Below are 23,469 nucleotides of genomic sequence, written 5' to 3'. Positions count from 1 at the left end.
ATATTCGGAGGCGAGGCACTCAAGCCCGGAAAGCTCAAAGGATGGTACGAAAAATACCCTGCCTGCAAGCTGATTAACATGTATGGCATCACCGAAACAACGGTGCATGTTACGTATAAAGAGATCACACAAAAAGAAATCCATCTCAATACCAGCAATATCGGGAAACCTATCCCCACCCTTTCCTTATTGGTATTGGATAAGGATAAACAGCTGGCGGCACAAGGAGTGGCAGGAGAATTATGTGTGGGAGGCGCAGGACTGGCCAGGGGTTATCTCAACAGAGCAGCACTCACCGCTGAACGGTTTATTGATCACCCATATATGGCCGGAGAAAAATTATACCGTACCGGCGACCTCGCTAAAATGCTACCGGATGGCGATTTTGAATACCTCGGTAGAATAGATCACCAGGTAAAAATAAGGGGCTTCCGCATAGAGTTGGGTGAGATAGAAAATAAACTGCTACTACACGATGCCGTAAAAGACACGCTGGTAATAGACAGGGAAGATCCTGCCGGCGATAAATATTTATGCGCCTATGTGATCAGTGCCGAAAAGCCAATAGCGGCAGACCTGAGAAAGCACCTGGCAGCTTTTTTGCCAGACTACATGGTTCCCGCCTTCTTTATGGTGATGACCCATTTCCCGCTGACTGGCAACGGCAAAATCGACAGGAAGCAATTACCTGTTCCTGAAGAAACAGACCTGTCTTCCGCTGTTTACGAAGCACCAGTAACATCTACAGAAATACAACTGGCAGCGTTATGGATGAAACTATTGAACGTTCCCAGAGTAGGCCTGCACGATCATTTCTTTGAACTGGGAGGCCAGTCGCTAAAAGCGGCACAGCTCACAGCGCTTATCCACAAACACTTCCAGGTGGAAGTATCTATCCGGCAAATATTTACCACACCGCATTTGTCGGAGCTGGCAGCACGTATCCTGGAGAGTGCTCCTTCTTCACACCATGTGATTGAACGGGCGCCGGAACAATCCTGGTATCCGGCATCTGCGGCTGAAAAAAGATTGTATATACTCAACCAGATAGATGGTCCCGGTATTTCTTACAACATTCCTGCAGTATATGCAATCACCGGAAATCCGGATCAGAAAAAGCTGGCCAATGCGATACGCTTACTGATAAACAGGCACGAAATACTTCGGACTTCCTTTGACATCAGAAAGGGCGAAGTCATTCAGATCATCCACGATGACGTAGTGGTGGATCTACCTTTGCGCTATTGTGAAGAAGAAGAGCTGGAAGACTTTATCCGCGACTTCATACAACCTTTCGATCTTTCGCAGGCACCCTTATTCAGAACGGCTCTGGTAAAAACCAGTACCGGTCAATACCATTTCCTGTTCGACCTGCACCACGTGGTGGCAGATGCAGTGGGAATGGACAATTTGCTGAAAGAGCTGGCCGCTGGCTATAGTGGCACATCGCTTCCGCCACTGCCTATTCAGACCAGGGACTTTGCGGTATGGCAGAAAAATTGGCTGCAATCATCTGCCGCAATTTCCCAGCAGGCATTCTGGAAATCACAGTTCAGCGCAGCCACTGCCTTGCTCAATATGCCGGTAGATTTTGTACGGCCACCTGTAAAATCCTATGAAGGCGAACTTTTCCGGTTCACCGTACCAGCGCATATTGCCACCGCCGTGAAGGAAATGAGCAGGTCAGGCGGAGCCACCACTTTTATGGTGATGCTCGCGGCTTACAATATCCTGCTTTCCAAATATAGCGGGCAAGATGATATTATTGTAGGCACCCCCGTTGCCGGCCGCTCAAATGCAGATCTGCAGGACCTGATAGGCATGTTTGTGAATACGCTGCCGCTCCGGAACTTCCCCGAAGCCGAAAAGCAATTCGGTGATTTTGTCCTGGAAATAAAAGAAAACTCCCTCCGGGCATTCCAGTACCAGGATTATCCATTCGAAGCATTGCTGGATGATATGGATATCAAACGTGACATGAGCCGGAACCCACTGTTCGACTACATGTTTACTTACCAGAACGATAACAACCACGAACTGCAGTTCTCAGACCTGTTACTGACGCAGGTGGCCACTCCCCACAATGTCGCCAAAATGGATCTGTCGCTGCAAATCAGTGATGGAGAAGACGGACAATTTGATGCCGGCATAGAATACGCCACCAAACTGTTTTCCAGGCAAACCATTAAAAGACTGGCCGGTCACTTTATTCAAATCCTTGAACAGGTATCCGCAGATCCGCTGATCAGGCTGAGAGATATTGACATCACTACCGCAAAAGAAAAAGAGCAGCTGTTGCAATTCAACAACACGGCGATGAAGGTGAGCCTGCCCGGAAGCGAAGAAGTAGAAGATATCTGTTCCCTGTTTGAAAACAGCGTATCGCGTTTCCCGGATGCTATCGCAGTAGCAACCGAAAAAACGGCCATCACTTATCGGGACCTGGGTGAAAAGGTAAACCACCTGGCAGCCCTGTTAGTCGCCGAAGGTGGCGGCACAGATAAAATAGTAGGTGTGTTCATGGATCGCTCTGTGGACATGATAGCGGGCATATTGGCGATTCTTAAAGCCGGTGCTGCCTATATGCCCATCGATACTGATTATCCTGCTGAGCGGATCAGGTATATGCTGGAAGACAGTAACGCATTGCTGGTACTTACACAACGGAAATTTGCAGATAGTCTCTCTTTTGCAGACAACAAAATTTTCCTCGATGACCTGCCGGCAGCTGCGGTTACACCGTTAACCGAAAAAATACATCATCCTGCTAACAGCCTGGCCTATGTAATCTATACATCAGGATCCACAGGAAAACCCAAAGGTGTGCAGATCGAGCACCATTCATTTTATAATTCCGTGTTGTCAAATGCCGCCAATTACAACCCTGGCTTCAGCGCAGCAGATGTTTGTTTAAGTCTGAGTAATATTTCGTTTGATGCCAGCATACTGGAAATATTCATTCCACTGGTAAACGGCGCCAAACTGGTGATTGTAAACAGAGAACATGTATACGATGTGCAGTCACTCACAAATGTAATAGTGAACAGCCATGTCACGTTCTGCTATGTTCCCCCTTCGTTGCTGCAGCCGCTTTACAAAGCACTTAAAAGTCATGCACCCATTTCACTGAATAAGCTGTTTGTGGGCGTAGAACCTATAAAAGATACGATGCTGCAACAGTACATTTCACTGAATGAAAACATGCAGATCATTAACGGCTACGGCCCTACGGAAGCGGCCATTGCCTGCTCCTGGTACGGGTTTAAACCAGGGAATCCCAGGGGCATCAATATACCGATCGGTAAACCGATCTATAATGCCCGGATCTATATCGTGAATAATGATATGCAGCTCATGCCCATAGGTGTGCCCGGGGAACTATGTATTGCGGGGGCTGGACTGGCCAGAGGCTATCTGAATAATCCGGGGCTGACTGCGGAAAAGTTTGTGGACAATCCATTTGAACCAGGCAAAAAGCTGTACAAAACGGGAGACCTGGCCAAATGGCTGCCGGATGGCAATATCGCTTTCATCGGCAGAAAAGATCACCAGGTAAAGATCCGCGGATTCCGGATTGAACTGGGTGAAATAGAAAGTAAGCTGATGACACATCCTGATATTAAACAGGCATTGGTCATAGATAAAACAGATCACAGCGGTAATAAATTCCTCTGCGCTTATGTGGTAAGTACCACCGCACCGGATCATGCCGTATTACGCGCGCATCTGTCTACAGAACTCCCGGCTTACATGATGCCGGCATTTTTCATTACCCTGGAAAAATTCCCTTTAACCAGCAATGAAAAGATCGACAGAAAGGCCCTTCCGGAGCCCGATATCGCCCGGAAAATGCCCGGCACCGATGTAGTACTGCCTGAAGATGCTGCAGAAGAAAAGATGCTGGAAATATGGACCGCTGTGCTGGAAACAGATAACATCAGCACTACGGATAACTTTTTTGAAATCGGAGGCAACAGTCTTAAGATCATCCATATGCTCGGACTCATACAGGAATCATTTGGCAATCCTTTAAAAGTCAGTGACCTGTTCGACAAACCGACCATCAAAGAACAGGCGGCTATTATATCCATGCACCTGAATAAAGTTTCCAGGCAAACATCTAAAACAAAAAGAGTAGAATTCTAAATCAATTATCATGACAACAATCAAGCAGATCGCCGTAATAGGCGCCGGCATTATGGGACAGGGTGTTGCCTATCAGTTTGCAAAATATGATTACGATATTACGCTGACTGATATTTCAGAAGAAGCACTGGCAAAAGCCAAAAAGGAAATCCGCAACATTGAACGGCTGGACAAAATGCTGCATAAATCCGCCGCCACAGTGAATGTACTGGATAAAATAACCTTTACCACCGATCTGGGTGCAGTAGCTGCCGCAGATTTTATCATAGAGAATATAACAGAAAACATCTCTCTCAAAGAAAATCTGTACCAACAACTAAAAAATATAGTGAGTGATCACGCCTTATTAGCCGTAAACACTTCCGCGGTATCGGTAACAAGACTGGCTGCTTTCTTAAAAAATCCGCAACAGGTAATGGGCATCCATTTCATGAATCCGGTTCACCTGAAGCCAACCGTGGAAGTTATCAGAGGGCATCATACTACACCGGCCACCATTGAAGCCACCCAGGCATTATTGCACACCGTAAAAATGACAGGCGTAGTGGTAAACGACATGCCCGGATTTATCTCCAACCGCGTATTGATGCTCACCATCAATGAGGCCATTTTTGCCCTGCAGGATGGCGTAGCCACTATTCCTGACATTGATAAAATATTCAAAGAATGCTTTGGTCATAAAATGGGGCCGCTCGAAACAGCCGACCTGATTGGACTGGATACCATTCTTTATACGCTGGATGTACTCCTCGCCAGCTATAACGACTCTAAATTCCGGCCTGCTCCCCTACTAAGAAAAATGGTCGATGCAGGGCTGCATGGCAGAAAAAGCAAAGAAGGATTCTACAAATACGACCTGAACTAAACGAACAGGCGTTTCAAATTATATCACTCATAAAATCACAACAACATGGACGTTACCACACAAGCAGGCATTAAAGCAACCATCAGGGAATTTCTTCAGCAACGTGTTGGACAGGAAATCAGCTTCTCTGAAACAGACGATGTTTTTACACTGGGCCTTACTTCTTTATTCGCATTGGAATTAGTCGTGTTCCTGGAAAAAACTTTCGATATCACCGTAGAGAATGAAGACCTGGATCTGCAAAATTTCAATACGGTCAATCACCTCGAAGCATTTATTCTAAAAAAGAAAGGACAGCTATAGATGAATCCGGAATTAACAGTTACCCAACAAGCGCTCAAAGAAGAGTTCAGCCACTTTGTAGAAGCGGAACTGCAGCCTTATGCCAACGACTACGACAAACAGGGAGCCATTCCGATGGCACTGATTCAAAAGTTGGGTGCACAGGGTTACCTGGGCGCTACCATTCCCACTCACTATGGTGGCAGGGGCATAGACCAGCTATCTTACGGGTTGCTGAATGAAGAAATAGGCAAAGCCTGTTCCTCTACCCGCAGCCTGATAACCGTTCATTCCTCACTAACAGCGGAAACGTTATTACGGTGCGGTAGCAAGGCGCAAAAAGAAAAGTGGCTGCCACTGCTGGCAACAGGCAACAAACTGGCTGCTTTCGGTCTTTCTGAGCCAACAGCAGGCAGTGATACGGCCAGCATCAAAACATCCTACCTGGAAACAGCGGACGGCTATCTGTTGAATGGCGTAAAGAAGTGGATCACTTTTGCACAGATAGCAGACCTGCTCGTTATCATCGCCACCGGAGAACAAGGCATTACCGCATTCCTCGTAGAACGTAACACGCCAGGGCTCACCATACAACCCATAGACGGCATCCTGGGAACCAGGGCTTCTATGCTCGGGGAAATACAGTTAAAGGATTGCCTGGTGCCCGCAGAAAACATATTGGGTAAAAAAGGCTGGGGACTATCACAGGTAGTCAACACCGCTTTAGACAATGGCCGTTACAGCGTTGCCTGCGGATCTTTGGGTATTGCCCGGGCCTGCCTGGAAGACAGTATCCACTACGCCAAAAACCGTGTTCAGTTTGGGCAGCTGTTAAAAGATCATCAGCTGATCAAACAAAAGATTACCAATATGGTAACAGAAGTAAAGGCGGCCACCCTGCTGTGCAGAAATGCCGGTTACCTGCGGGATAAAAAAGATCCCAACAGCATTATACAAACGTCCATAGCTAAATACTACGCTTCCCGGATCGCCAACACCATTGCCGGTGATGCCGTGCAATTACATGGTGCGCTGGGATGCCACGACAGTATGTCTGTTCAACGATATTTCCGCGATGCCAAAGTCATGGAGATCATCGAAGGCACTACGGAAATACAGCAGATATTGATTGCAGATCACAGCATCGCCAGTTTAAGTTCTATTTTATAATTCAGTATTATGATAGGCATTCAGTCCATAAAAACATATACCCCCGGCACACCGGTATCTATTCACAGCCTGCAGGAGAAAACCGCATTCGATGAAAACGAATTATCCTACTTTTCTACCTGTGGCATCGATACCGTCTATGATTCCGGCAGCATCAGCAGCTATGAGCTGGCCAGAGGAGCCACTGAAAAGCTGCTGCAGGAAACCGGCACCACCGCAGCTGATATAGACCTGATCATTTATGTGCAGAGCAGGATGCCGGAACACTTTATCAGTTCGGAAGCAACCAGACTGCAACATGAAATAAAAGCAGACAATGCCCTCAGCTTTGCCATCACCAACCTGGGATGTGCCGATAGCTCTATGGCACTAAAGCTGGCCAAAGACTACCTGGTGGCCAACAGAAAAGCGAATCATGTACTCATCTGCTATGGTAACAAACTGTTTTCCCAATACCGCTTCCGTAACCCGGTGACCATTATGGGCGACGGTGGTGTAGCAGCGTTGATCAGCAAAACAGCCGATCATAAAATTGCGGATATCAGTATTCAGACAAATGGTAAGTACTGGGATCTGTTCAAGCTGGAATACAAAAACAAAAGCGCGGATCAGTATAAAGAAGCATGTAGTGACACCCGGAAATATGGATTTGAACTGGCCATCGAAAGCAAAAACCGGTTTAAGGAAATCAATGATGCCCTACTAAAAAGCAATCAACTGGTGAAAGAAGATATCCATCATTTTTTACTGCAGAATATTTCTTCACGCGCCTACGAATATTATCAATCGGCTTTTGACATCCGGATCTCCCCTATCTGCGCCATCAATCTTGCGCAGTACGGACACCTGGGAGCTGGCGATATTTTTCTCAATTACCAGACAGGCATAGAATCGGGCATTTTCCAAAAAGGGGAAAAAGTCCTGATCATGAATAACAGCCCCGTAGCAGCGTGGAGTTCCATACTCATTGAAGTGTAAACAACAATAACTAAAGCATTATGAGAAACACCGTTAACCATACTGAAAATATTCTCCCGAAAAAAAATCACAAAAAAACCATCAAGTGCGTGGTATGGGATCTCGACCATACCATGTGGCACGGCATACTTTTAGAAAATGATGAGCTGACCTTAAGGAAAGACATCCCGGAGATCCTGGCAACACTCGACAGCTGGGGCATTATCAATTCCATCGCCAGCAAAAATAATTATGATGATGCCATCACGAAACTGGAGGCCTTTGGTATCCGGCAATATTTTCTGTACCCCAAAATTAGCTGGGACCTGAAATCCAACTCCCTCCAAAAAATAAAAGAAGAACTGAATATAGGCATGGACAGCATCATTTTTATCGATGACCAGCCCTTTGAACGCGATGAGGTGGCCTTTGTGCACGAACAGGTTACCTGTTTGGATGTGGACAGCATAGTACAACTGCTTCAGATGTGTAAACCCCGTTTCATTACGCCTGAATCATCGCTGAGAAGAAAAATGTATCTCGATGATGATATCCGGAACCAGGAAGAACAGGAGATCGGTAACAACAAACAATTCCTGGAATCCCTTCAGCTCACGTTTGCCATCGCCCCGGCTACTGTAGATGATTTACAACGGGTGGAAGAACTTACTTTACGCACCAACCAATTAAATGCTACCGGTTATTCCTATTCGTATGAAGAGCTGGAAGCCCTGGTAGCCTCTCCCGATCATCATCTATTTGTGGCGGAGTTAACCGATAAATATGGCTCCTACGGAAAAATAGGGGTCGCCATGGTAGAGTGCTACAATAATACCTGGACACTGAAACTGCTGCTCATGTCCTGCAGGGTAATGTCCCGCGGCGTGGGTGGTGTGTTGCTGAACTATATTATCAATCTGGCGAAGAAAAACGGCTGCATCCTGCAGGCAGAATTTCTGCCTACAGATAGGAACCGGGTGATGTATATCACCTACAAATTTGCCGGTTTCACTGAAGCCGGCAAGCTGGATAATGGTGGCATTTTGTTAGCCCATCCGGCAAATGCGATCGTTGATTACCCTGACTATATTAACCTTTCAATTGCTGAATAATGAAAGATATTGCCATCATAGGTATGGCGGGAAGATTTCCCGAAGCCAACAACATATTGGAGCTACGTCGTAACCTGGTAGCTGGTCGCGACAGTGTCAGGGATTTTTCCGTAGCCAGAAAATCGGCGACCACCATGGCGCCGGGAAAAAATTTCATGGGCATTGGTTTTATGGAAGATGTTGACAAATTTGATTATAAATTTTTCAACATTTCCAAAGGAGAAGCCGAGTATATGGATCCTCATCAGCGTTTACTGATGGAGGTAGTGTATGAAACCATAGAGAGCGCGGGGTATAATCCCGATTCGCTCCATGATACGGATACCGCCGTCTTTATTGGCGATACGGAACAGGAATATTCCCGGCTGGCAGATCATTTCGATCCTACCATTATAACGGGCAATACCAACGCTACTACCGCCGGCAGAATCTCCCGTTTCTTCCATTTCAGGGGCAATGCTGCCATGCTGGATACCGCCTGTTCCTCTTCCCTGCTGGCAGTACATATGGCCTGCAATGAACTGCTCATAGGCGACGCCAGCTATGCCCTCGCTGCCGGAGTACGCCTGATCCTGTTCCCCGCAGAAAAAAGCGACAGCACTGACCTCGGCATTATGTCCGCCGATGGAAAAACCAGGAGCTTTTCTGCCAACGCAGGAGGCGCCGGCGCCGGTGAAGCAATAGGATGTGTTCTACTAAAACGGCTGGATAAAGCCCTGGCAGATAACGATATTATTTATGCCGTTATTAAAGGCAGCGCCGCCAACCAGGATGCGCAACTATCCGGCAGTCTCACTGCACCCAGCAGCCAGGCCCAGTCAGAAGTCATCAAAAAAACATGGGAAAAAGGAAAAATCGATCCGACTACCGTTTCCTATATTGAAGCCCATGGTAGCGGTACCAAACTAGGAGATCCTATCGAAATTGCCGGTATCGATCTCGCGTTTAAAGGGATTACCGATGATAAACATTTCTGCGCCGTTTCTGCCGTTAAAAGCAATATAGGACACACCGGTGGCGCTGCAGGCATCTCCGGGCTGATAAAGGCAGTACTTTCCCTTCAGCATAAAGAGCTGTATCCATCCATCCATTTCGATCAGCCTAACCCCTTCATCGATTTTAAACATTCGGTGACCTATGTAAACAACGCCTTTAAAACCTGGGATGCTCCTTTTCCAAGAAGAGCAGGCGTCAGTTCATTTGGTCTCAGTGGTACCAACTGTCATGTACTATTGGAAGAAGCACCGGTCATTGCAAAGGCGCAGGATACACCAGGGACCTTCATCTTCAACTTCTCGGCAAAGTCAGCCAATAGTCTGCAACAATATATCAATAGCTTTTCCAGCTACCTCATTCAGCCGGACAGCGCTCCTCTGGCAGATATCAGCTTCACCTTAAACAGTGGTCGTAAACATTATCAGCACCGGGTTGCTGTGACAGCATCCACAAAAAAAGAACTAATACAGCAGCTGCGCAACAGTAACGTCAGCAACGCAAAAGAAACGGTAAAAAAAGTAATTTTCCTTTTCTCGGGAGATGCACCCGTCAGCGATGCATTGCTGAAAAACATCACGGACAGTCAACCCGTTCTGCGTAAATATGTGGCAGCATGCGCTGAACATTATACAGTCGCCAATGCTGCCATTAACCGCTTTGTATTACAATATGCCCTGTACCGGTTTACAGAAGAAAAAGGCATGGTTATCACAGATTTGCTGGGAATAGGAACCGGCGACCTGGTAGTGGCAGTGGCACTCAACGAAATGTCCCTGGAAGATGCCATCGGGCAATGTGCTTCGGATGAAAGTACTGTTCCCGATCTGACGCAAAAGCTGGTGGCCCTCGTAGAAAGAGAAACAGGAGAAAACCGGGTCCTGTTCATAGAATTAGGACCAGCCGGATGTTTATCACGCGGCTTACAACAACTGCATTATCCTGATAAAGAATTCCTTTATCATGTTGCTACGGTGGAAACATCCCCGCTTGACATTATTCAAACACTATACAGCCAGCAATTTCCCATCAACTGGGAAAAGTATTATGCCGGATCTGATCATAGAAAAGTAAATCTGCCTGCGTACCATTTCGAAAAAGTCCGTTGCTGGCTGAAAGAAATAATACCTGCAGCGGATTATACTGCTGTTGGCTTAAAAGAAGAGAACACTGCTCCCGTTGCTGCCAGCGAACCCGAAACATTACAGGAAACATTATCGGCTATTGTTCCCGATAACTGGTCGGAAACAGAAAAGAAAATTGCTGCCATCTGGATAACTGTTTTAAAACTGGAAGAACTTTCCCTGGATGATGACTTCTTCAGACTGGGAGGTCACTCTTTACTGGCCACCAAAGTAATATCTACTATAGAAAAAGAATTTGGTATAAAACTGATCTTCAAAGACATTTTCACTTTTGCTACCGTCAGGTCATTGGCAAAAGGCGTAGATGGATTATTGGCCGATGGCACTCAGCAGGGAAGTTACCAGGCTATACAACCGGCAACAATACAGGAATATTACCCGCTTTCGGAAGCACAACGGCGCTTATGGCTGATACAACAGGCAAATGAAAATACGCTGGCTTACAACCTGCCCTCCGCCCTGCTGATAGAAGGTACCCCCGATGTGCAGAAACTGGAAGCCGTATTTAATACACTCTGTAACAGACATGAAAGTTTACGCACCAGCTTTCACGAAAGAAATGCGAAGCCGGTACAAATAGTCCATCCGGAAATAACTTTTTCCTTACAGCAGCTCACCCATAGCAACGATCCGGAAACAGTGTGGAACAGCTTTCTGCAGCCTTTCAACCTGACGCAGGCGCCACTTTTCAGAGCCGGCCTCGCTACACTGGCACCCAATAAATACCTGCTGCTGTTCGACATGCATCACATTGTATCCGATGGTGTATCCATGAGCGTATTCATAGATGAACTGGTGAAGTTATATCATGGAGAAACACTGTCTCCTTTAAAAATCCAATACAAGGATTTTGTGGTGTGGCAACAACAGTTGTTTGATAATGGCACGCTGTTGCAGCAGGAAAACTTCTGGTTACAACAATTTGCCGACGGCCTGCCCATACTGCAATTACCAACTGACAAACCAAGACCAGCTGCACAATCCTTTACCGGCGACAACCTCCGCTTTGAACTTTCTCCCGCACAGGTACAAGGTATCCAGGCGTTGGCATCAACTACCGGTACCACGCCTTTCATGGTGCTGCTGGCTGTTTATAATGTGCTGCTGCATAAATATACCGGTCAGGAAGATATCATCATAGGTTCTCCTATTGCCGGCCGTTCGCACAATGACCTGGAAAACGTGGTGGGCATGTTTGTAAACACACTCGTACTGAGAAACCAACCCGCCAGTCATAAAACTTTTACGCAGTTGCTCGCAGCGGTAAAAGAAAATTCGCTCAACGCCTATGAGCACCAGGACTATCCTTTCGCCTTATTGGTGGAAAAATTGAACGCAAAAAAAGATCCATCCCGCAACCCATTATTCGATGTGGTATTTGTACTCCAGAATATAGAGATCCCCGCCATACAACTGGGTAGTGATCTGACCATCTCCGGCTACCCGATGCAAACCGGCACAGCCCAGTTCGACCTGGTGATGGAGATCAATGAACAACCCGGCAGCTGGCCGGTGAAACTGGAATACAACACGGCCCTCTTTGAAGAAGAAACCATACTACTGATGAAAGAACGTATACTGGCGCTGCTCGATAATATCCTGGCTAATCCTGCGGGTACCATCGGTGAATGCTCCTTCAGGATTGCAGCAGAAACAATCCATGCGCCTAACAACCTGGATTTTGCTTTTAATTTTTAATTGGATGACCGAAAAAATATTTCAAATAAAAAAAATATTACTGCCATGAACAAGGCCCTTCAACATAAAATTGCAACTGATTACTGGCTGGACAAAACCGGAAGGCTGGAACTATCAGAAATAACTGCCACTACACTAAATCCCGCCAGGTCCGGTCGCCTCTCCCGGTCGTTTTTGCTCGACGATGCCGTGGCAGCAACGCTCAGGAAAATATGTAATGACCAGGACGCGGCCATCTATGCCTTCTTTTCCGTTGCTATATATATCTTCATCCACAAATACACCGCAGCAGAAGAGATACTGATGGCAGGTCCGGCTCCCAAACTACCCGGGGAAGAGCCCACCACCGCTCCGTTATTTTTAGCCACTGCTATCCATCAAGACAGCACCATCAGGCAGCTGCTGCAAGCCTTCCAGGAAGAGCTGAAAGAAGCCTACCGGCATAAAGACTATTCCTTTGAGAAATTCTCAGAGAAATATGATACGCTGGTTGGGCCAACAGAATACCTCTTTAACTATGCTTTTTCCTATCTGCCATTAACCGGTGCAAATGAATACCAGGAAGCGTCTAAACTATCTTTTACTATTGATAGAAGATCAGCGTCTTTTAACCTGTCTATTCAACATACCCACCATTATGCGCCCTGGTTTGTTGCGCAGATAGGAGAACATTTGCAGCATATACTTCACTTTATTGTCAACAATCCATCTGTCACAGTAGCAGCAGTGCCACTTTTATCGGCAGCAGAAAAACAGCTGTTAACCGAAAAGTTTAATGATAACATGATTGACTTTCCGGAAAAAGAGCTGACCATCCTTGCATTATTTGAAAAACAGGCGCAGCGGCATCCCGAACAAGTGGCCGTTGAGTTTGCGGACAGACAGATCACCTATCATACACTGCGGCAACAGGCATTGGAACTGGCCATACAACTGAAGGCAAAAGGAATTGGCGCAAGAGATGTAGTAGCGCTGGTTTGCGACCGGTCGGAACATATGATCACCGGTATGCTGGGAATTTTAAAAGCCGGCGCCGCCTACCTGCCTGTAGACGCCGATTTCCCGGACGAACGCATTCAGTACATCCTGAAAGATAGTTCCGCGAAACTGATCCTGACCACTAAAAATGTTTTAAACGAAAAACAGGAATATTTTAAGCAGGATGCACACCCCATATTATTGCTGGATGAAATTACAGGTCATGGCGACCTCGTTGATTTCTCCACCAGCAACGATCCCGGTGATCCTGCCTATATCATATACACCTCTGGTTCTACCGGCCAACCAAAAGGAATTGCGGTAAAGCAAAGTGGTGTTACCAATTTCGTGCTGGCCTATAAATGTGTTTTCGAAAAAGGCTTTAATACCACCGATCGTGTATTGGCGCTCTCTAATATTTCCTTTGATGCCAGTATAGCAGAAATATTTGTGGCGCTCACCAGTGGGTCTACACTCGTGGTACTGGATAAAGCAAGATTATTTGATGCCGCCCGCCTGGCTACCTTCCTGGTCAGCGAAAACATTACCTACGCCTACATCCCACCAGTGTTGCTGAAGGATCTTTATACCCATCTGCAAGAGCAAACAACACCTATTCCCCTGAGGAAGATGTTTGTGGGAGTGGAACCTATCAAAGATACCGTGCTGTATGACTACAGTACCTTAATACCGGAACTGGACATCATTAACGCTTACGGACCTACGGAAACAACCGTTATTTCCAGTGTACTGCGTTATAAAGCAGTTCCTCCTACAGGTGAAAATGTTTCTATCGGGCAACCGATCCCCAACTATCGCATCTACATCCTCAATGATGAGCTGGAGTTGTTGCCGGTAGGTGTACCCGGTGAAATATGCGTGGCAGGCCCCGGTGTAACACAGGGTTATCTGAACAATGAAGAACTGACCGCCGCCAAATTCGTAGCTGATCCCTATCACAAAGGGCAGCAAATGTACCGTTCCGGCGACCTCGCCAAATGGACACCGGAAGGCAATATCGTGTTTATCGGCAGAAAAGATAACCAGGTCAAGATCCGCGGCTATAGGATAGAGCTGGAAGAAATAGCGGCTGCCTTACAAAGCCACCCTGCAATAAAGGAGGCAGTGGTAAGCGCCTTTGAAGACGAGATGGAAGTCAAATATCTGTGTGCCCATATTGTGCCATCCACCGATATCGCAATTACTGATATCGTCACTTATTTATCGCTCCGGCTGCCGGCGTATATGATCCCTTCCAGGTTTATGATGCTGGACAAAATGCCCGTTACCAGCAATGGAAAAACAGACCGGCGCAAATTGCCGCGACCTGAAAATGAACAACGGGTACTGGGAAAAGAAGATGAACCGGCTACCGCACTGGAAGAAAAACTGGTAGCTATCTGGAAAGAAATTTTAAATACCACACTGATAGGCGTCAACGATAACTTCTTCGCTTTAGGCGGCCATTCCTTAAAGGCCGCTAAGCTGATTACGGTGATACTACAGGATCTGCAGGTAGAAGTACCACTGCGGCAGATATTTTCCAGCGGCACTATCAAACAGCTGGCTACTTATATACAACAGGCCGGCAAAGCAGTACAGTTCGACATTCCTGTTGCGCCACCCTCTCCTGTCTACCCTGCCTCTTTTGCACAACAGGGCATATACCTGAGCTACCTGCTGAATAAGGCGGCCACCAACTACAACATGCCTACCGTGTTCCGCGTGGAAGGTCAGATAGATATTGCAAAACTGGAAACCGCACTTAAAACGGTCATCAAACGGCAAGCCGTACTAAGAACCGGCTTCAGTTTTTCGGAAGAACAGATCATGCAGCATGTCGCTGAAAACGTTTCTTTTGAAATTCCTGTTAAACAGGATAAGGATCCGGACATACACCAGTATGTGACCAATTTTGTGCAACCTTTTGATCTGAGCAAACCACCGTTGCTGCGGGCATTGTTTATAGAAAAAGATGCGGAATCTGGTCTCCTGCTGATGGACATGCACCATATTATTTCCGATGGTATCTCCATGAATATTTTTATGCAGGAGCTGATGGCGGCGTATCATTCAGACGCATTGCCTCCGCTGAAAATTCAATATAAAGACTACGCTGCCTGGCTGGCCACTTACAGTAAAACCAAAGCCTTTGATGATAACAAACAATACTGGCTGGAAACATTTACCAACCGGCAGATAGCACTGGACCTGCCACTGGATTATCCACGCTCCAATGATAAAAACCTCGAAGGTGGTCTTCATTTCGCCCCTATCGACCAGGAAACAGCTTCCAGACTAAAGCAGATAGTCAATACGGAAGGAAGTACCATTTTCCTGCTTACAATGGCTACGTATCACCTGTTACTGGCCACATATACCGGCCAAAAGAATATCATTGTAGGTACTGCGGTAGCGGGCCGTGTGCATCGCGACCTCGACCCGATGATCGGTATGTTTGTAAATACCCTGCCCATCAGGTGCGCGGTGGATATGCAACAGCCATTTACACAATTAATGGAACAACTGAGAGATACTTTCTTTTCCGCCCTGGATCATCAGCTGTACCCGATGGAAGAGCTGGTGGAAGAACTGCAACTGGTGAGAGATGTAAACAAAAATCCGCTGTTCGATACCATGTTCGGCTATCACAGCATAGAAATGCAGTCCTGGGCCAACGGCAACCTGTCTTTAACTCCGCTGGCAATGGACATGAAAGAGGCCAGTGTAAAGTTCGATCTGTCAGCATCTATCCTGGAAGCCAATGGAGAAATGCAGGTGCTTTTCAACTACTCAAAAAGTTTGTTTAGAACGTCTACCATCGAAAAAATGGCAGCTCATTACCTCACCATCCTGAAAACAGTAGCCAACACCCCTTCTGTACGGCTGGATGCCATTGACCTCGGCAGGGAAGGTGACAGCGAAAATTCGTTTTCTTACGAAAACAAACAACAGTTGTTCCAATACCTGGGTATAGATGAAAACACTTACGAGGCAGCCTATCCGCTTAACACTACCCAACGGGATATTTACTTCACCTGCATAATAAACCCGGAAGGGTTTACCCTCCGGCCGCTGGCGTATTTTGAGATTGAAGAAGAGATAACAGTACCATTATGGGAAGAAGCCATCAAAACGGTTACCCGGCAGGAAGACAGTCTCCGCTCCACCGTCATCACAAAGGATGCGGAAGTTTTCCAGGGCGTGAGAAAAGAGATGATTCCCCCCTTCCGCTATGCTGATATCAGCGGAGAAGCAAAAGATGCCGAAGATATTTATCCGTTGATAAAAAAATATTGCGATGAAAACCAGGACATCCACCAACCACATTTTAAACACTACCTCTTCAGGATCGGTCATGATCATTATGTGACAGCCGTAAGTGCGCATCATATTTTCACAGATGGTACCTCCTTCAAATTGTTGATTGAAAAAATTGACAAAGCTTATCATCTACTGAAGGAAGGAAAAGTCAGTGAAGAAACACACATCCCATATGGACACGATGTTTTTGATCACCTGGCCCGGTTTGATACGCCCGTCATCGAAAATTTCTGGCGCCGGCAATTATCGGAGGTGCAGCCATTGTCTTATTCCGGCACATTGCCAGGGAGAAATGCTATCATTGCGGATGTGCTCACCATCGCCGGTGAAGAAGCTTCCCACGTGATCAGCTATTGCAAAGAACATGGTATAAAACCACATATTTTCTTTAAGGCCATCTTCACACTGCTGGCAAAATACTACTGTACCGCCGATCATGATTTCTGTATCAGGGAAAATATAGCCGGACGTAGCAGGCAGCAAATGGATACGCTGGGAGTGTATTCGCACGTTTTCCCATTGCTCATAACACAGCAGTCCTTTAACGAAACAACCTCCTTCGATGAATTCTGTGCCTACCTGCAACAACAGAAAAGAGAAGCGAATCCTTACCGGCACATTTCCCTGGCGCTGCAAAACCATATCATCGGAGATGAGCCATTATCCTTCTTCTACAACTATCAGCACTTTGTAAATCCTGATACCAAAACCCGGATGGGTACCTTAAAACGGGTGTACAACATTCTTGATAACCATGTGGAACTGAGGGTGCTGGAACAGGAAACCTCCTTTGAATTAAAGATCGATTATGACGAAAAAATATTTAACGGAGAAAATTATCTGAGCCGGGTACATCATATACTCCAACAGGTACTGACGCAAAATAAACCACTGCGGGAACTACAGTTTGTAACGGCATCCGAGCTGGAACAACTCAGCACTTTTGGGTATAATCCCGGCGATAAAGCAGAAAAAAATATCATCGAACTATTTGAGATACACGCAAAAGAAAAGCCGGAGCATATCGCGATCGTTTTCAAAGATAAAAATATCACCTATGCAGAACTGGATCGTTTATCCGATAACGTAGCCGCTCACTTGCAGGCATTGGGCGCCCAAACGGAAGATATCATCGGTATAATGGTTGAACGTTCAGAGTGGATGGTGGTGAGTATGCTGGGAGTATTAAAAGCAGGAGCTGCTTATCTTCCTGTTGATCCGGAATATCCATTGGACAGAATTGAATACCTGTTGAGCGATAGTAACGCAAAAATGATGCTGACCGATGCTGCCGGAAAAAATACTTACCCATCAGGGATATTGATCGAAGAAATCGCGCAACAATCCGCCATTCCTGTAAAAAAAGCCATCAGCCCCACTCAGCTGGCCTATGTGATCTACACATCCGGTACTACCGGCAGGCCGAAGGGAGTAATGGTGGAACACAAGGCGTTAAGCAATATTGCGGAAGCCTGGCGCGTAGCCTACGAGCTGGATACATTTGAAGTTCGTATGCTCCAAATGGCCAGTTTCTCTTTTGATGTATTTACCGGCGATGTGGTGCGCACCATCACCAATGGCGACAGCATGGTTATCTGCCCTTCTGAAACACGCCTGGATCCTAAATCGCTGTATGACCTGCTATCATCACATCAGATCAACTTCTTCGAGTCTACTCCGGCGCTGATAGCACCGTTGATGGATTACGCGCATGAGCATCAAAAGGATATCAGCTTCTTAAGACTGTTAATACTTGGTTCAGATACCTGCCTGCTCACCTACTTCAGAAAGCTGATGGAGAGATATGCTCCCGGCATCAGGGTGCTCAACAGCTATGGCGTTACAGAAACATGTGTTGATTCCGGCTTCTACGAAACTTCGCTGGAATTACTGCCTGCTACCGGCAACACGCCCATTGGTAAACCGCTGTTAAACTATACCTATCATGTTTGTAATACTTCGCATCAGTTAGTCCCCGCAGGATTACCGGGCGAACTATGGATAGGTGGCCACAGCGTAGCAAGAGGCTACCTGAACAGACCAGACATCACCGCCGAAAAATTTATTACCAACCCACACACCGGCGAACGCGTATACAAAACAGGTGATATCGTACGCTGGCTCCCTGATGGTAATATTGAATTTTTAGGAAGAAAAGATGACCAGGTAAAAGTACGGGGATACAGAATAGAATTACAGGAAATTGAAAGTATCCTTTTACGCGAGCCACAGGTAAAAGAAGTGGTGGTCACCGTATTCGGTCAGGAAAATGAAAAAGAACTGGTATGCTGGTATGCCAGTCAATCAGGAGAAGAACTAAGCGGTTTGAAAGATGCTTTAAAACAACAACTCCCTGACTATATGGTGCCGGCTCATTTTATTTTGCTGGAACATCTTCCGGTAACGCCAAACGGCAAAATTGATAAAAAGGCGCTGCAGGATCCACTCAAATATATAGATAGTCGCCGTATCATTACAGAAGCCCCGGCCACCGAAACAGAAAGCACCTTGCTTGCTATCTGGCAGGATATTTTAAAGAGAAACAACATCGGCGTACTTGATCATTTCTTCGAGCTGGGTGGTCAGTCCCTGAGAGCAATGGTACTGGTTTCGCGGATACAGAAAACCTTTGCGGTAGATATCTCTTTAAAGGATATTTTCCTATATCCGACTATCCGCTCGCTGGCCRACCAGGTAAACAATTCCTTATCCAGCCGTTTTGTGTCTATTCCCAGGATTAGCCCGCAAGCGCACTATCCGCTCTCTTCCGCTCAAAAAAGGGTGTTTGTAATTAACCACTTCAAAGGAGCGGAAATCAGTCATAATATGTGGAACGGTTGCTGGATAGAAGGTAACCTCGACGTACCAGGACTGGAAAAGGCTTTTCAGTCATTAATCAACAGGCATGAAACCTTACGCACCTCCTTCTCCATGATAAACGGGGAGCCAGTGCAGATTATACACGACAAAATTGATTTTCATTTAAAACATACCCAGGGTAAAGAGGAAGATGCTCCTGCCGAGGTAGCCGCTTTCATCCGGAAATTTGAACTGGGCGAAGCACCGCTCCTCCGCGCAGCCATATATGAAGTGAACAAGGAGAAATACCTGTTGCTGTTCGACATGCATCATATCATTGGGGATGAAGTATCGATGGGAACATTTCTCCGGGAACTATGGGAAACATATGATGGCGCCACGTTACCGGAACCTGCTGTTCAATACAAGGACTACGTAGCCTGGCAGCAATCCCTGTCTGCCACCGGCGTTATTTCGCGACAAAAGCAATACTGGATACAGCAATTTGAAGGTGAAATGCCGGTGATGGAATTGCCTTTCGATTTTCCAAGGCCATTGTCTCAGACATTTGAAGGCAGTGACTATTCCTTTAAAGTCGATGAGGCCACAGCCGCACGGGCACTTCAGTTTGCCAGCGAAAAAGGCGTTACCCTCAATATGTTGCTGCTGGCGGTATATAATATTCTCCTGTCAAAATATACTTCGCTGGAAGATATTATCGTAGGCACACCAGTGGCCGGGCGCACACATGCGGACCTGGAGCCGGTAATTGGCATGTTTGTGAACACACTCGCCATCCGGAGTTATCCTGCAGCAGAGAAAATGTTTGAACAGTTTTTGGAAGAAATAAAAATGACGGCGCTTTCTGCTTACGAAAACCAGGACTACCCATTTGAAGAATTAGTGGAAGCACTGCAGCTCAAAAGGGATCCAAGCCGTACGCCGCTATTTGATACGCTGTTCCAGTTTATCAGCAAACAAAACAGCGAAGAAAACTATACGCTGAAATTTGCTCCCTTCCCTTTAAATATCAGTGTGGCTAAGTTTGACCTTACCTTTCTGGCCGTACAGAACGGGGAAGATATTGACTTCGTGCTGAACTATAATAAGGGGTTGTTTGAAGCAGCTTCTATTCAAAGACTAGCCAAACATTTCTATAATATCCTTGTACAAATTATAGATCAGCCGGCCATTCCATTGCAGCAGATTTCTTTGTTAGATGAAGAAGAAATCCAGGTACTCAAAGCATTTGGAGGCAGTCCTGAGAAAAATGTGCCAGCCGTAACCATACCAGATGTATGGTACGAACAGGCTTTACAACAAAAAACACAAACAGCGGTCACCAGCAGCAATGGCAGCTTAACTTTTGAAGAGCTGGATCAGCAATCCACAGCACTCGCCATTTATTTGCAGGAAATTCACAACGTGAAGCCTGGAGATAAAATAGCTTTAATGCTCCAAAGAACCCTGGATATGCCCGTCACCTTACTCGCTATCCTGAAAACCGGCGCGGCCTATGTGCCTGTGGATCCACATTTCCCGGCACAACGCATCGAATACATACTTGGCAACAGCGGATGCAATATGATCGTTGCCGATAAAGATTTTAATTTCTCATTGCCGGTATTTAATATTTATGCCGAACGGAAGCCAACGGTACAACAGGAACTGAAAGAGATATCCATTACTCCTGCTGACCTGGCCTACATCATCTATACTTCCGGTTCTACAGGTGTTCCCAAAGGAGCGATGCTGGAACATGGAAATGTAACGGGATTCGCGAGGAATTTCGGGCCTGTTTATGGCATTGTACCCGGCGATAAAATTCTGGCTATCAGCAATATCACTTTTGATCTTTCTGTGCTGGAAATATTATGCAGTCTGCTTTCCGGTGTGTGTGTGCTGCTCGCCAACGATGAGGAAATAAATGATTTCCCAAAAATTGAGGCAATGATCCGGGAACACCAGGTAAACGTACTGCAAATGACACCCTCCCGTTTTTCTTTATTCATCCAAACAGTCGGTCTGGGGATCATAGGAGGTATCAAAACGGTTATTACCGGAGGTGAACCTGTACCGGTAGAGTTGCTCAATGCACTGAGGCGGCATAAGAACACCCGTATCTTTACCAGTTGCGGTCCCACTGAAACATGTATATACAGCACTACTGATGAGGTAAAAGATAATAAAATCACCATTGGAAAGCCGCTATTGAATGAACAGATCCTCATCATAGGCAACCATGGACAAATGCAACCGATCAATGTGGTAGGAGAAATATATGTGGCAGGATCTGGGGTTGGAAGAGGCTATTGCAACCAGGAAGCGCTGACCAATGAAAAATACTTCCGTGATGAAAAACTATCTTCCGAAAGGATTTATAAATCTGGAGATATAGGAAGATGGCTGGCAGATGGTCGTATCGAATGTCTCGGACGGAAAGACACCCAGATAAAACTACGGGGCTACCGCATTGAACTGGGCGAAATTGAAAATGCGCTCGGTAAAATGGAGGGCATTGGCATGACAGCTGCCATTGTCACCAATATCAAAGGAGAAAAACAAATCGCTGCCTTTTATGAATCTGACAGGGAATATGGTTATTCTACTATCCGTACCTTCCTGGCAGATCGTCTGCCCAGCTATATGTTGCCACTTTTCTGCATTTACGTGCAGAAGATGCCGCTGACCACCAATGGTAAAATAGATAAAAAAGCGTTGGAACAACTGGCACAACAACAGGAAGCCGCAGACAAACCTTTCGAAGAACCAATAGGGGCCCTTCAAAAAACGTTGGCCGCCATCTGGAGCGAGGTACTCCGCATCGACCGCATTGGTACCACTGATAACTTCTTTGAAATAGGAGGTAACTCCATCCGGTTAATCCAGGTATTGAACAGGATTAAAAAAGAACTGGAGATCAACATTCCATTAACCACCGCATTTACCTACCCTACCATTAAGGCGCTGGCAGATAAAATAAAAATGCTCAGTGAATTCGGCAGCGTATCCGCGGAAGAATTTTACTCCGTGGTAAATGCAGGAAAACCACAAACGATCTTTTGCTTCCCTCCTGCTATCGGCTACTCTTTCATTTACACGGCGCTCGCAGAGTATTTCCCAAATCACACCATCTGTTGTTTTCATTTCCATGAACACGAAGACAGATTGGAGCAATATATGGCCGTGATGAATGAAATGCAACCGGATCTGCCATTGATACTGATGGGCTATTCTGCCGGCGGTAATTTTGCTTTCGAATTAGCAAAAGAACTGGAAGCAAAAGGAAGAGAAGTAGGTGATATTATTCTTATAGATAGCTTCAAACGCTGGGCGCCGAAGGAAAAAACGCCTGAAGAAATAGAAGCCACCGTTCAGGCTTACTACGACATTGTAGACTGGTCCATATTTTCAGTAGACCCGGATTACCTGGAAATACTGAAGAAAAATACCATGAGTAAAATTGCCGGCTATTGTAAATATATGAATGGCAAAACAGATCCTGGTACTGTCAATGCCCGGATACATATTGTAAAATCCAAACAGGAATGGAGTACTCCGGAAACAAACCGCGACTGGGAAGAAAGCTCCACCAGTGGTTTTCATATTCACCAGGGTGAAGGCTTGCATCCTGAAATGTTTAACCAGGAGTATTTGTCGCACAATGCCGGACTCATTTACAACATCACCCAACAGGTAAGCAGCAAACATTTAGTACAGCAGCCTTCATTTAGTTAGTATTCACGTGGCGGGGGAAGGCAAGGTATAAACCCATAAAAAAGGAGTCTCAAAAGTAATTTTTGGGACTCCTTTTTTTATCTCTTGATATACCTGGTCGTGAATCTCTAAAAGTCTTTCAGTCCGGAATGGAGGATGGGAATAAAGAGATAACGCATAATCCTTCATTTTTTCCATGATACGACTACACTTAGGGAGTACCTGGGGATCAAATACCTTTCTATGGATAATACCAATCCTGTGTTTCCAAGTAATCTTTAAC

8 protein-coding genes are annotated in these 23,469 nt (G+C 46.1%); all 8 read left to right on the top strand.

Annotated elements, in window-relative coordinates:
• Nucleotides 1-4,146 (top strand): amino acid adenylation domain-containing protein (locus AC1DP6_RS05255; protein WP_477053886.1); only part of this gene is annotated, 4,146 nt, incomplete at its 5' end.
• A 10-nt stretch (nucleotides 4,147-4,156) separates the two neighbouring features.
• Nucleotides 4,157-5,011, top strand: coding sequence for a 3-hydroxyacyl-CoA dehydrogenase family protein (locus tag AC1DP6_RS05250; RefSeq protein WP_441571711.1), 855 nt, complete (start codon nucleotides 4,157-4,159; stop codon nucleotides 5,009-5,011).
• Nucleotides 5,012-5,056: 45 nt separating this feature from the next.
• Nucleotides 5,057-5,314, top strand: a complete 258-nt coding sequence (locus AC1DP6_RS05245; RefSeq protein WP_441571712.1) for an acyl carrier protein — start codon at nucleotides 5,057-5,059, stop codon at nucleotides 5,312-5,314.
• Nucleotides 5,315-6,463, top strand: coding sequence for an acyl-CoA dehydrogenase family protein (locus AC1DP6_RS05240; protein WP_477053885.1), 1,149 nt, complete (start codon nucleotides 5,315-5,317; stop codon nucleotides 6,461-6,463).
• A gap of 9 nt (nucleotides 6,464-6,472) precedes the next feature.
• On the top strand, nucleotides 6,473-7,441 hold the full coding sequence (locus tag AC1DP6_RS05235; protein ID WP_477053884.1) for a 3-oxoacyl-[acyl-carrier-protein] synthase III C-terminal domain-containing protein: 969 nt from the start codon (nucleotides 6,473-6,475) through the stop codon (nucleotides 7,439-7,441).
• Nucleotides 7,442-7,461: 20 nt separating this feature from the next.
• On the top strand, nucleotides 7,462-8,532 hold the full coding sequence (locus AC1DP6_RS05230) for an HAD-IIIC family phosphatase (protein ID WP_477053883.1): 1,071 nt from the start codon (nucleotides 7,462-7,464) through the stop codon (nucleotides 8,530-8,532).
• Entirely contained in the window at nucleotides 8,532-12,368 is a 3,837-nt protein-coding gene (locus tag AC1DP6_RS05225) for a condensation domain-containing protein (RefSeq protein WP_477053882.1), read from the top strand. The genes AC1DP6_RS05230 and AC1DP6_RS05225 overlap by 1 nt, the downstream gene beginning before the upstream one ends.
• Nucleotides 12,369-12,413: 45 nt before the next feature.
• Nucleotides 12,414-23,207 carry an amino acid adenylation domain-containing protein gene (locus AC1DP6_RS05220; RefSeq protein ID WP_477053881.1) on the top strand — a complete coding sequence of 3,598 codons (10,794 nt, stop codon included), beginning with the start codon at nucleotides 12,414-12,416 and terminating at the stop codon, nucleotides 23,205-23,207.
• The last annotated feature ends 262 nt before the right edge of the window (nucleotides 23,208-23,469 follow it).

The organism is Chitinophaga sp. 01L420, from assembly GCF_056399985.1.
Note: the sequence above shows the minus strand (reverse complement) of the source record. Positions and strands in the feature narration are given on the sequence as shown.